General features: G+C 57.1%; 10 protein-coding genes. 1 reads left to right on the forward strand and 9 read right to left on the reverse strand.

Annotation, left to right across the window (positions count from 1 at the left end):
* The 4 genes from mmuM to FN633_RS08545 form a co-directional block, all read right to left on the reverse strand.
* A partial coding sequence (gene mmuM / locus FN633_RS08530; RefSeq protein ID WP_154058866.1) for a homocysteine S-methyltransferase occupies positions 1-948 on the reverse strand: 948 nt, incomplete at its 3' end.
* The gene (mmuP, locus tag FN633_RS08535) at positions 935-2,335 is read right to left on the reverse strand and encodes an S-methylmethionine permease (RefSeq protein ID WP_154057416.1); all 1,401 of its coding nucleotides are present in this window, start codon (positions 2,333-2,335) and stop codon (positions 935-937) included. The genes mmuM and mmuP, both read right to left, overlap by 14 nt.
* Before the next feature lie 152 nt (positions 2,336-2,487).
* The gene (gene ybaL / locus FN633_RS08540) at positions 2,488-4,164 is read right to left on the reverse strand and encodes a YbaL family putative K(+) efflux transporter (RefSeq protein WP_154057417.1); all 1,677 of its coding nucleotides are present in this window, start codon (positions 4,162-4,164) and stop codon (positions 2,488-2,490) included.
* A gap of 231 nt (positions 4,165-4,395) precedes the next feature.
* Positions 4,396-5,616 (reverse strand): MFS transporter, encoded by a 1,221-nt coding sequence (locus FN633_RS08545; RefSeq protein ID WP_154057418.1) that lies wholly within the window; start codon positions 5,614-5,616, stop codon positions 4,396-4,398.
* Positions 5,617-5,792: 176 nt separating this feature from the next.
* Here FN633_RS08545 and ushA point away from each other — a divergent pair, with 176 nt between their 5' ends.
* The gene (ushA, locus tag FN633_RS08550; protein ID WP_154057419.1) at positions 5,793-7,454 is read left to right on the forward strand and encodes a bifunctional UDP-sugar hydrolase/5'-nucleotidase UshA; all 1,662 of its coding nucleotides are present in this window, start codon (positions 5,793-5,795) and stop codon (positions 7,452-7,454) included.
* 63 nt (positions 7,455-7,517) lie between these two features.
* Here the strand turns inward: ushA and ybaK are convergent, their stop codons facing one another.
* The 5 genes from ybaK to FN633_RS08575 form a co-directional block, all read right to left on the reverse strand.
* Positions 7,518-7,997 (reverse strand): Cys-tRNA(Pro)/Cys-tRNA(Cys) deacylase YbaK, encoded by a 480-nt coding sequence (gene ybaK / locus FN633_RS08555; RefSeq protein WP_042391687.1) that lies wholly within the window; start codon positions 7,995-7,997, stop codon positions 7,518-7,520.
* Between the two features lie 79 nt (positions 7,998-8,076).
* Entirely contained in the window at positions 8,077-8,886 is an 810-nt protein-coding gene (locus FN633_RS08560; RefSeq protein ID WP_154057420.1) for a TraB/GumN family protein, read from the reverse strand.
* 56 nt (positions 8,887-8,942) lie between these two features.
* Positions 8,943-11,444: a copper-exporting P-type ATPase CopA gene (copA, locus tag FN633_RS08565; RefSeq protein WP_154057421.1), complete on the reverse strand. Its 2,502-nt coding sequence runs from the start codon at positions 11,442-11,444 to the stop codon at positions 8,943-8,945.
* Between the two features lie 178 nt (positions 11,445-11,622).
* A complete protein-coding gene (locus tag FN633_RS08570) occupies positions 11,623-12,015 on the reverse strand; it encodes a lysozyme inhibitor LprI family protein (RefSeq protein ID WP_154057422.1) in 393 nt (130 codons plus the stop codon).
* A gap of 14 nt (positions 12,016-12,029) precedes the next feature.
* A partial coding sequence (locus FN633_RS08575) for a lysozyme inhibitor LprI family protein (RefSeq protein ID WP_208673984.1) occupies positions 12,030-12,460 on the reverse strand: 431 nt, incomplete at its 5' end.

Consider the following 12,460-nt stretch of genomic DNA (forward strand, 5'->3'; position numbering starts at 1 on the left):
GATCGCCTGTTCCACCCGGCGCTTCTCACTCAGCGCTGCGATATCCTTTGGGCTCGTCCGGCAGCATCCGCCAATGAGTTTCGCGCCAGCCTCTAACCACTGTGGCAAATACCCCACCAGGGATGCGCATGAACCGCCGTGAGCATGCCACTCTTTTGTGGTCGCGTCGTAGGTTTCACCGGAGTTAGGATAGACAACCAGCGGTAGCGCGGTCAGGCTGTGCAGATGTGTTAGCGCTGCGGTCGTTTTCTCCAGCGCAATGCAGTTAATCCCCAGCGCAACGATTTGCGAATAGTTTGCCAGCGCGTCCACGACCTGGGCGAGAGATGTGCCGTCACTCAGGTGGCTCTCGTCACGTAGGGTAAATGAGAACCACGCCTGCGCCTGCGGATAATCCAACAGCAGGTCTGCCAGTGCCTCTATCTCTGCAAACGAGGGTAAGGTTTCACAGGCCAGCAGATCTGCACCTGCATTCAGCAACGCTTCAATCCGCGGACGATGAAACGCCTGAAATTCTTCGGCGCTACGCACGTAGTCACCGCGATACTCAGAACCATCGGCCAGATACGCGCCGTAAGGTCCCACAGAGCCAGCCACAAGCAGCGGACCCGCGCTGGCCTTTTCCGCCTGGTAAATTTCACGCCCCTCCTGCGCCAGCGCCACGCTGTGCGCAATAAGCGATCTCGATTGCGACTCGGTCAGCCCGCGAGCCGCAAAGCCAGCAGGCGTGGCCTGGTAACTGGCGGTAATCGCTACCTGTGCGCCCGCGCGGAAGTAATCCAAATGTACGTCGCGAATGAGCTGCGGGTTTTCCATTAATACTTTGGCGGACCAGAGATTATCGGCAAGGTTGCATCCGCGCGCTTCCAGTTCGGTGGCCAGAGCGCCATCAAGGACAATAAAGGGATGGCTTTTAAGCAGCGCGGTAAGGGGATTAATCTGCGGCATAGTCAGCCTCCGTCGAGTTGGTTTTATGAGTGAGAAAATAGGTGCCGTAGCAAAGGGCAACAAAAGGCAGACCACAGTAAAGCGCAATGCGTTGGTCTGGATCGAACGCCAGACCGACGCAGGCCAGCAGACAGAGCACGAATCCCAGCACAGGCACCAGCGGATACCAGGGTGCGCGGTATTTTAGATCGTGCAGCGGCTTGCCCGACTGTAAATGCCGGCGACGAAAGATAAAGTGTGATGCGCAGATACTGAGCCATACGGCCACGACGGCAAAGCCTGAAATGGCGCTGAGGGCAACGAATACGGTGTCAGGCGCGATAACGCTAGACAGCAGCGCCAGCAGGCCACCCAGCATAGAGACAGTCAGCGCGACCAGCGGCACGCCGTTCTTATTGACGCGGGCAAAACAGCTCGGCAACGTTTTTTCATTAGACAGCGACCACAGCATGCGGCCCGATGCATAGAGGCCGGAGTTTGCCGCTGAGAGAATAGCGGTAAGGATGACGAAGTTAAAAATATCCGCCGCATAGGGAATGCCAATTTTTTCAAAGACGAGCACAAACGGGCTCTTCTCGACGCCTGCTACCTGCATCGGAATAAGCGCCGCCAGGACAAAAACGGTCCCGATAAAAAAGATGATCAGTCGGGCAATGGTGGCGCGGATCGCTACCGGGATCGCGTGGTGTGGATTTTCCGTTTCGCCTGCCGCGATACCGATAAGCTCAGTACCCGAGAAGGCAAAATTGACCGCGACCATTGTCATCAGAATGGGCAAGCCGCCATGGGGAAACCAGCCCCCGCTGGTGAGGTTGGTCAGCCCCGGCGAAGGTGAGCCATCCTTCATAGTGATAAAACCGAAAATCGCCCCGCAGCCTAAGATAATGAAAACGATAATGGTCGCGACTTTAATGAGTGAAAACCAGAACTCACCTTCGGCAAAAAAGCGCGTTGAAATCGCGTTAAGCGAAAAAATCACTACGCAAAACAGGGCGCTCCATATCCAGACGGGAATATGTGGAAACCAGTACTGCATACAGAACCCGGCGGCGGTAAAGCTGGATCCCAACGCAACTGTCCAGGTGAGCCAGTAGAGCCATGCTACGGTATAACCCGTTGCCGGGCCAATATAGCGCGCCGCGTAGACATGAAAAGCACCTGTTACCGGCATCGCCACGGAAAGCTCGCCAAGGCACTGCATCACCAGCCAGACGACCAGCGCCCCAATCAGGTAAGCCAGCAGCGTTCCCGCTGCGCCTGTCGTAGAGATGATGTATCCCGTATTAAAAAATAACCCTGTGCCAATCACGCCACCCAATGAAAGCATAATCAAATGACGGGTTTTCATGGTTCGCTTAAGCTGCCCATTCTCTTGCTGCGTATGCATATCACCTTCTAAACGTATAGATGTCTAAATGTCCGTTTGAAAGGGCTTTATACCCTGATTGTTAACAAAATGCCAGCGGCAGGCGGGTATCTNGGGAAGGGCACGGTTGGAAGAAAACGCCCCGGAGGTGCATGACCTACCGGGGCGACGGTTTATCCGGTGACCGCCTCTTCCACCGGGCGCTTCTCAATCAGCGTCAGCATGGTGTTGGCGATCTCACGTTCGCCCATCACTACCTGATTCGCGCCGCGCTCGGTGATGTAGTCCACCTCGTCGTCATAGTGGGCGCGGGCGATAATCTCAATGTTCGGGCACTTCTGCCGGGCGGTAGCCACTACTTCACCGGCCTCGTAGCCGTTAGGAATGGTCAGCAGCAGCCAGCGGGCGCAGTCGAGGTGCGCCAGGTTCATGATCTCTTCGTTAGCCGCGTTGCCCAGCACCGCACGAATACCGCGCTCGCGGAGCTCATCCACTCGGGTACGTGAGGTTTCGATCACCACCAGCGGAATACCCTGCGCCATCAGCTTTTCACCCAGCAGGCTGCCTACGCGGCCAAACCCTACCAGCAGGGCGTGGTTGCAGATATCCACCGGGATCTGCTTCTCCTCTTCGGTGGCCTCTTCCAGCGTCTGCTCATCAAGGGTTTCGGTCTTGTCGAGGTACTTCTCCAGCAGGGTGAAGAGGATCGGGTTGAGCATAATCGAGAGGATCGCCCCGGCCAGCACCAGGTTCTGCCCAGTCTGCGGCAGGAGATCCAGCGCCATGCCCAGACCTGCCAGGATAAAGGCGAACTCACCAATCTGCGCCAGGCTGGCGGCGATGGTGAGTGCGGTACGCGGCGAGTGACCAAACATGCGCACCAGGAAGAAGGCGGCAATGGATTTACCAAAGATGATGATCGCCAGCGTTCCGGCAACGGCCAGCGGCTCATCGATCAGGATTTTCGGATCGAACAGCATCCCAACGGAGACAAAGAAGAGAACCGCAAAGGCGTCGCGCAGGGGCAGGGTGTCGTGCGCGGCACGGTGGCTCAGTTCGGATTCGTTCAGCACCATACCGGCAAAGAAGGCACCGAGGGCAAAGGAGACGTCGAACAGCTCGACCGCACCAAAGGCGATGCCCAGCGCCAGGGCCAATACCGCGAGAGTAAATAGCTCCCGGGATCCGGTGGCCGCGCTGCGGGCCAGGATCCACGGCACAAGGCGACGACCGACCAGCATCATGATGGCGATAAAGGCCACCACCTTGCCGATGGTGATACCCATATCCAGCGACAGCGTTGCCAGCCCGACGTTACCCTTTTCAAGCATGCCGGCCACGGCGGGGAGCAGTACCAGGGTTAACACCATGACCAGATCTTCTACGATCAGCCAGCCAATGGCGATCTGGCCGCGTTGACTGTCGATAAGCTGCCGCTCTTCAAGCGCGCGCAGTAGCACCACGGTACTGGCGGTGGAGAGACAGAGTCCAAAGACGATACCGGTCATTAATGGCCAGTCCATCATGGCGGAGAGCGCCATACCCAGCAGCGTCGCCACAGCAATCTGTGCGATAGCGCCGGGAATGGCGATGGACTTTACCGCCATCAAATCCTTCAGTGAAAAATGGAGGCCTACGCCAAACATCAGCAGGATCACCCCCAGCTCGGCCAGCTCAGGTGCCAGCTTGGTATCGGCCACGAAGCCAGGTGTAAAAGGACCGGCGAGCACGCCCGCTAACAGATAACCCACCAGCGGAGAAATACGCAGTTTGTTGGCAATCATGCCGAGGATAAAAGCGAGCACAAGGCCGCCTACAATGGTGGTGATAAGCGGTGTGGCGTGATGCATTCCGTCTCCTTTCGCGGTAGTGGATCCATTTCTGGTCAAAAAACCAGAAGCCCGAGTTACAGTCTATGACAATTTTAATCATTATGTTTATGAATAATTGTTGAATATTGAGGAAAAGCACGCTCTGGAGCAAAAAAAGGGGTTGAGAGGGGATTAGCGCAGTGATGGCCTTGCAGGTGTTATGGCGTGGGCAACGCAGGCGGCCAAAGTTTGCCTTTGGCCGCCGTGGAATCAGGCTTTATGACGGTTATCAGGTAGGAATATGGTTAACATCCCTAAAAGTGGTAGAAAAGCACAGATTTTGTAGACTACAAAAATACTGGTATGGTCGGCGACCAGCCCCAGCACTGCTGCGCCAAGCCCGCCCATGCCAAACGCAAAGCCGAAAAACAGTCCAGAAACCATGCCAATACGGCCCGGCAGCAGCTCCTGGGCATAGACCAGAATGGCCGAGAAGGCGGAAGCGAGGATAAAACCAATAATCGCGGTTAAAACGCCGGTCCAGTAGAGGGATGCATAGGGTAAAATCAGCGTAAACGGGGCAACACCGAGGATAGAGCCCCAAATAACGTATTTACGGCCAATCTTATCCCCAACAGGGCCGCCAATCACGGTACCTGCTGCTACAGCCAGCAGGAAGGCAAACAGGTGAAACTGGGCGTTTTGCACCGATAAGCCAAATTTTTGCATCAGATAAAAAGTGTAATAGCTGCTGATACTCGCCATATAGAAGTATTTCGAGAAAATCAGCATCAGCAGGATGCTTACCGCCAGGATAACCTTATTACGCGGCAGCGGGCTGCGCTCAATAACGGCTTTTCGTCCTTTGTTGACCCGATGCTGGGCAGCGTACCAGCGGCTAACCTGGGACAGCACGACGATAGCCAGCAGCGCGGCCAGCACAAACCAGCCCACGTTACCCTTGCCGTAGGGGGCGATGATCAGCGCCGCCAGCAGCGGCCCGAGCGCACTGCCAAAGTTGCCGCCCACCTGGAAGATGGACTGGGCCAGACCATGTCGGCCACCGGAGGCCATACGCGCCACGCGAGAGGACTCCGGGTGGAATACGGAGGATCCGGTACCCACCAGCGCTGCCGCCAGCAGCACCATCTCAAAGCTGCCCGCCATCGCCAGCAGCACCAGGCCGCACAGGGTAAAGCACATGCCGATGGGCAGCGACCACGGCATTGGATGCTTATCCGTGTAGTAGCCCACAACGGGCTGGAACACAGAGGAGGCCAGCTGGAAGGTGAGGGTGATCATGCCGATCTGCACAAAGCTCAGCGAGAATTCGGCCTGCAACAGGGGATAGAGCGCGAGGATCAGCGACTGCAGCATATCGTTAAGCAGATGCGAGAGGCTGATCGCCCCGAGAATGCCAAATGCCGTGCGCCCCTGCGCTGGCGACGCGTTAGCGCCCGGAAGCGCGTCGGCGGGTTGATTCATTGCCATAAAATGTCACTTTTTGTCTTTAATTGGAGTGCAGGAGTTCTTAATGCTTCCTGATTATTAGCAGCCTAAGATACCCGTGACGACTCTTTGAGGGAAGTCGCAGACATAAAATCCTATTTGTTTATTCTCTGTCCCCGCGCTACTTTTGCGTGTGTTATGTCATCAGGGAGAGAGAAATGAATATGTTAAAGCAGGGCGTTGCGCTGGCGCTTCTCGCCGCGTGGGGGCTAACCAGTCTGCCTGCCCAGGCCTACGAAAAAGATAAAACCTATAAAATTACTATTCTGCATACCAACGATCACCACGGCCACTTCTGGCGTAGCGACGACCGGGAGTATGGTCTGGCGGCGCAGAAGACGCTGGTGGATAGCGTCCGCAAAGAGGTGGCTGCCGAAGGGGGCAGCGTGCTGGTGCTCTCCGGCGGCGATATCAACACCGGCGTACCGGAGTCCGATCTGCTGGACGCCGAGCCGGACTTCCGCGGCATGAACCTTATTGGCTATGATGCGATGGCGGTGGGCAACCACGAGTTTGATAATCCGATGGCGGTGCTGCGCCAGCAGGAGAAGTGGGCTAAGTTTCCCTTCCTGTCGGCCAATATCTACCAGAAGAGCACCGGCGAGCGCCTCTTTAAGCCGTGGGCTATCTTCAAGCGTCAGGATCTGAAAATCGGCGTGATCGGTCTGACCACCGACGACACCGCCAAAATTGGCAATCCGGAGTTCTTCACCGACATTGAGTTCCGCAAGCCCGCCGACGAGGCGAAGCTGGTGATCCAGGAGCTGAATAACCTCGATGAGAAAGAGCGCCCGGACGTCCTGATCGCGACTACCCATATGGGCCACTACGACAACGGCGAGCACGGCTCCAACGCGCCGGGCGACGTCGAGATGGCACGCAGCCTCCCTGCGGGATCGCTGGCGATGATCGTAGGCGGTCATTCGCAAAACCCGGTCTGTATGGCGGCGGAGAATAAAAAGCAGGTGGACTACGTGCCGGGCACACCCTGCGCACCGGACCGCCAGAACGGTATCTGGATCGTGCAGGCCCACGAGTGGGGTAAGTACGTTGGCCGTGCCGACTTTGAGTTCCGCAACGGTGAGATGAAGCTGGTGCACTATCAGCTGATCCCTATCAACCTGAAGAAAAAGATTGTCTACGACAACGGTGACAGCGAGCGCGTGCTCTATGCGCCGGAAATTCCTGAAAACGCCCAGATGCTCTCTCTGCTGACGCCGTTCCAGAACAAAGGCAAGGCACAGCTGGCGGTAAAAATTGGCTCTGTGAATGCACCCCTTGAGGGCGATCGCAGCAAGGTGCGCTTTGTACAGACCAACCTTGGGCATCTGATCCTCGCCGCCCAGATGGCGCGTACCGGAGCGAGCTTTGCGGTGATGAGCGGAGGCGGGATCCGCGACAGTATTGCGGCAGGAGATATCACCTATAAAGACGTGCTGAAGGTGCAGCCGTTTGGCAACGTCGTGGTCTATGCCGACATGACCGGGAAAGAGGTGGTGGACTATCTCACCGCCGTCGCGCAGATGAAGCCTAACTCCGGTGCCTATCCGCAGTTTAGCCACGTCAGCTTTACGATGGCCAACGGCAAGCTTAACGATCTGAAGATCAACGGCGAACCGATCGATCCCGCTAAAACCTACCGTATGGCGACGCTCAGCTTTAACGCCACCGGCGGCGACGGCTATCCGCGTCTGGACGATAAGCCCGGCTACGTGAATACCGGCTTTATCGACGCCGAGGTGCTGAAGCAGTACATCCAGCAAAATTCACCGTTGGATGCCGCAACCCTTGAGCCGCAGGGCGAGGTGAACTGGCAGTAACGCTACTACGCCGGATGGCGACGCTAACGCGTCTTATCCGGCCTACGGGGTTGGGCAGACTATTTAATCCCGGCGGGCGATATCGGCGAATTTTGCATCCAGCATCTTCGCCAGATCGCCTGCCGCCAGCTCAATATCCAGCCCGCGTCTGCCACCGGAGATGTAGATCGTCGCGTACTCCTGAGCAGGAGCGTCGATGAGCGTCGGCAGACGCTTTTTTTGCCCCAGCGGACTGATACCGCCCACCAGATAGCCGGTGGTGCGCTGGGCCACGGCGGGATCGGCCATATCGACTTTCTTTGCCCCCAGCGCTTTCGCCACCTTTTTCAAATCCAGCTGGCCTGCTACCGGCGTTACCGCGACCGCCAGCTGCTTCATATCGCCGTTTACCGCCACCAGCAGCGTCTTGTAGACCTGGTCGGCGTTCAGGCCAAGCTTACGCACCACCTCATCACCAAAGTTAGTTTCATTGGGATCGTGATCGTAGCTATGTAGCTGAAAAGGGATTTTATTCTTTTCGAGTAACTTTACGGCGGGAGTCATAAAAATCCTTCTTACCACGGATGATAGAGTTCTCAGCATACGCCTGACGACGTTCGCAAAAATAGTACCATCTTGCCGTTTAGGCGCTAATTTTCTGTTGCAGCAGGGTAGGCAAATTTCCTTCGCCGTAGAGGTGCAGCGCACCAGCTGCGACGACATAGTGGCCCGGCGGCAGCGCCAGCAGCCGTTTACACCAGGCCTGGTTACGCTGGTGCATCAGCACATCGTAAAGCGGCTGGCTAAAGGTAGAGGGCAGCGACTGTGACGCCTCGGCAGGGGGGCTATTGAGCCACCAGCTCAGCATCACCTGTAGCAGCCTGGCATTGGTGTGCCAGTGGGTAAGGGTATCCAGCAGCAGCGCCTTACCATCCTCCGGCAGCTGACAGAGCAGGTTCACCTGATCCGCAGTACCTTCCAGCTCAATCACCCGCATCTGCCTGTCGTGGGCGGCCTGTAGCATCTGGTAGTCGATTCCGTAGTCGGGCCGCAGGCCGAGTCGCTGGGCCTGGGTTGCCTGTAATACGAGAGCGATTTTCCAGGCCGGCTGCTGGTCAAAGGTCTCCAGCGGCAGAGACAGCTCGTTCAGCACGCGGGATAGATCGGCCAGCTGGGCAGGATCGAGCCGCTCGGCCAACGGCGGGCGGGGAGGAAGTTCAGAGAAGGGGGAACCGCTAACGGAGACGTCGGCCTCGACGATCAGGGCATCGGCCTGTTTGAGCTTGCGCAGCAGCCCCTCCGGCAGGGGAGACATGTCGCGGGTGCCCATATGAATGCTGCCGACAAGGTGCAGGTAACGCCCGCCCGGCAGAGTGACGTCCAGCGCGGGCCACGAATAGGTGCGGGTATACAGCGCGCCCAACAGCATTTTTAAACGGCTAAACAGGCCCATAGGCTCTCCCGGCTGAAAAGTTCATGCTAGCGCGAGCCGGGAGAAGGTGCAAATCGCTACTCTTTTGGGGTAAAGCGCAGCAGGCGGTTGGCGTTGCTCACTACCGTAATAGAGGAGAGCGCCATCGCTGCCCCGGCTACCACCGGGTTGAGCAGCGTTCCGGTCAGTGGCCAAAGGATCCCGGCGGCAATCGGGATGCCTAGCGAGTTATAGATAAATGCCCCCACCAGGTTCTGCTTCATATTGCGCAGCGTAGCGCGCGAGATAGCCAGCGCATCGGCCACGCCCATCAGACTGTGGCGCATCAGGGTGATGGCCGCGGTCTCAATCGCCACGTCACTGCCGCCGCCCATGGCGATACCCACTTCGGCCTGGGCCAATGCCGGGGCGTCGTTGATACCATCGCCCACCATCGCTACCTGACGGCCCTGGCGTTGTAGCGCCTGAATCGCGGCGGCTTTGCCATCGGGCAGCACCCCGGCAATCACCTCGTCGATACCGGCCTCTTTGGCGATAGCGTTGGCGGTTACGGCGTTGTCACCGGTGAGCATCACCAGGCGATAGCCCGCCTGATGCAGGCGTTGCAGCGCCGCCACGCTATCCTCACGCAGCGGATCGCGAATGGCAAACAGCGCTGCCGCCTTGCCGTCAACCGCCAGCAGCACCGGCGTCGCGCCCGTGGCCGCCTGGGTGGCGATATCGCTCTCCAGCACGGCGGTATCAATACCCTGTTCATTCAGCAAGGCCTGATTGCCCAACAGCAGGCGTCGACCATCGCTCTCACCGCTCAGACCCAGCCCGCGCAGGGTACGAAAGTTAATCACCTCAGGCAAAGGCTCCGTTCCGGCCTTGTCGATAATGGCGCGGGCCAGCGGATGGCTTGAACCCTGCTCCAACGCGGCAGCCAGGCGCAGCGCCTGCTGGCTGGAGAGATCGCTGTAGGTTGTGACCGTGACCACCTGCGGGCGACCCTCGGTAAGGGTGCCGGTCTTATCAAACACCAGCGTATCGAGCTGGCTGGCACGTTGCAGCGCATCAGCATCGCGCACCAGCACGCCGAACTCGGCGGCGCGGCCAACTCCAGAAATAATCGACATCGGCGTCGCCAGGCCGAGCGCACAGGGGCAGGCGATAATCAGCACCGTGGTGGCGATCACCAGGGTATAGACAATCTGCGGCGCAGGACCAAAAACGTACCAGATCGCGCCGCTCATCAGCGCAATGGCGACCACAACCGGCACGAAGACTGCAGAGATCCTGTCCGCCAGCTGACCGATTTCCGGCTTACTGCTCTGAGCCTGACGCACCAGGCGGACGATCCGCGAGAGGGTGGTGTGGCTGCCGGTGCGGCTGGCACGAAACAGCACGCTGCCATCGGAGACCACCGTCCCGGCATGGATCGTATCGTCACGCTGTTTCTGCTGCGGAACCGGTTCACCGGTCAGCATCGCCTCATCAAGCCAGGCCTCGCCCTGGATAATCTCTCCGTCCACCGGAACGCGATCGCCGGTGGTCAGGCGCAGCGTCATGCCCGGATGAACCTCGGCAAGGGGAACGGTCTCTTCCCCAGCGTCGGTCACTACCCTGGCAGTAGGCGGGGTGAGATCGAGCAGGCGCTCCAGCGCTTTCGATGAACGCTGGCGGGCGCGAGCCTCTAGCATATGGCCGAGGTTAATCAGGCCGATAATCATTGCGCTGGCTTCATAGTAGAGATGGCGCGCCTCCATCGGGAACCACGTCGGCCAGAGGTTAACGCTCATGGAGTAGAGCCAGGCCGCCCCGGTACCCAGTGCGACCAGGGTGTCCATGGTCGCGGTACGGTTGAGCAGGCTTTTCCACGCGCTGCGGTAGAAGTGGCCCCCGGCAAAGACCATCACCCCAAGGGTGATCAGGCCGATAACCAGCCAGAGGCTGCGGTTGGCGTCGGTGACCATCATATTGTCACCTGCCATACCCCAAACCATCACCGGGATACCCACCAGCAGGGCAACAATCGCCTGCCAGCGGAAGCGTTTCATGGTAGCAATGGCGGTCTCCTGCTGCCGTTCGCGGCGGGTGGCGTCATCGTCGATCGCCTCCGCGCCGTAGCCCGCGTTCTCCACCGCGCTTACTAATTCAGCGGCGGAAGCGCTGCCCATTACCAGCGCAGAGCGCTCCGCCAGATTGACCCGTGCCTGGGTTACGCCGGGTACCGCCTGCAAGGCTTTCTGTACTCGGGTAACGCAGCTGGCGCAGCTCATGCCACTCAACAACAGCTGCTGGCTGTCGTCGGTATCATCCGCTGCCGGAAGCTCTGGTTCGGCCGCTGTCAGTGCTTCCGACGGAGGTGATGACTCTGCCAGCGGATCAGCCTTTGGGTGGCTAAGCGTCGCCCCGTATCCGGCCTGTTTAACGGTATCGATCAGCGCATCTGCATCGGCGCTGCCAATGACTTCTGCTCGCTCGATGGTGACCTCAGCGCGCTCAACGTCGGGCCGCTGTTCAAGACTCTCTTTCACCCGTTTGACGCAGTGGCCGCAGGAGAGACCCTCCAGCGCCAGTTCAATTGTGTGGGACATCATCATACTCCTGTGAATTTAGGATTGACTGAGCCGTTGTTTTGGCTAACTGTCCATAAGCTTAAACCTTCCATTAAGGGGAAGGTCAAGTAAAAGGGCGCGATAGTGCATGCAGGCTGCGGGGAAACGGCTATTTCTCTGCGGGGCTGGGGATGATCATCCGGATTTCATTCATCCTTTAGTTGTTTAGGTTTATCGTACAGGCGGTAATGGCGTTAGCAAAACCATGGGTGTTTTGGGTTGCAGTAGTGGCTAATCCGCAGTAATCATATCGATAGATGAGCCAGTTTTGCTGGTTTTTCTTGAAGAGATGAAGCATGTTATCTTTTTGCTCTCTGGTGCCCATCCACCATTGGTTATAGTCGAAACTCTTTAACTCCTTAAGCTTCGCGCTATATGCTTCATTCAGCTTTTTCTCTGACTTTTCAGAAATGTCACCCAGGCACTCACTATTTTCGTCATTGAACTTTTGAATGCAGAGGTCTACCTCATGGTTATTGATTATGCTTTGGGAAAAGGAAAGCTGGGGTGTGAGAAGTAGCAGTATAAACAGCACAATATATTTTTTCATTATGTGCCTCTATTTCACCTGGACGAATCAACTGAAATCATATCTATCTCAGCGATCCTTTTTTGGTTCATGTTTATAAAGCAGCTTGATAGGGTATCACCGTATCCATGCGTGTTTTCATAGGGGGCCGCTGCTGACTTACAGTAGGTGAGTTTATATTGCTCCCATGCTTTCTGGCTGTTAGCAAAGTTTGCGCTCATGGTTTTGCGCTGTTCTTCACTGCCCATCCACCATTGTGAATAATTTGCTGATTCAATTTCTTTCAGCTTCTTTCTAAAGCTGTCCTTTAAATGGTTATCTGAGTTTTGTATCAATTTATCAGAACAGTCATAGCTCTCTTCATCTCGTTCGGCTGCGCATTTCTCCACGCCCTGGTTAGAGAGTAAATCGTTCTGAGGGATGTCTTTGGCCAATGTTTCCCTGCAATCTATTGATAAAATGTATA

This window comes from Pseudescherichia vulneris, from assembly GCF_902164725.1.
Taxonomy (GTDB): Bacteria; Pseudomonadota; Gammaproteobacteria; order Enterobacterales; family Enterobacteriaceae; genus Pseudescherichia; species Pseudescherichia vulneris.

Bases quoted from the DNA above. Each gene is read 5' to 3' on its own strand.
- copA (WP_154057421.1), bottom strand. From the start codon at position 11,444: ATGTCCCACACAATTGAACTGGCGCTGGAGGGTCTCTCCTGCGGCCAC.
- ybaK (WP_042391687.1), bottom strand. From the start codon at position 7,997: ATGACTCCCGCCGTAAAGTTACTCGAAAAGAATAAAATCCCTTTTCAG.
- FN633_RS08570 (WP_154057422.1), bottom strand. From the start codon at position 12,015: ATGAAAAAATATATTGTGCTGTTTATACTGCTACTTCTCACACCCCAG.
- FN633_RS08560 (WP_154057420.1), bottom strand. From the start codon at position 8,886: ATGGGCCTGTTTAGCCGTTTAAAAATGCTGTTGGGCGCGCTGTATACC.
- ushA (WP_154057419.1), top strand. From the start codon at position 5,793: ATGAATATGTTAAAGCAGGGCGTTGCGCTGGCGCTTCTCGCCGCGTGG.
- ybaL (WP_154057417.1), bottom strand. From the start codon at position 4,164: ATGCATCACGCCACACCGCTTATCACCACCATTGTAGGCGGCCTTGTG.
- FN633_RS08545 (WP_154057418.1), bottom strand. From the start codon at position 5,616: ATGGCAATGAATCAACCCGCCGACGCGCTTCCGGGCGCTAACGCGTCG.
- mmuP (WP_154057416.1), bottom strand. From the start codon at position 2,335: ATGCATACGCAGCAAGAGAATGGGCAGCTTAAGCGAACCATGAAAACC.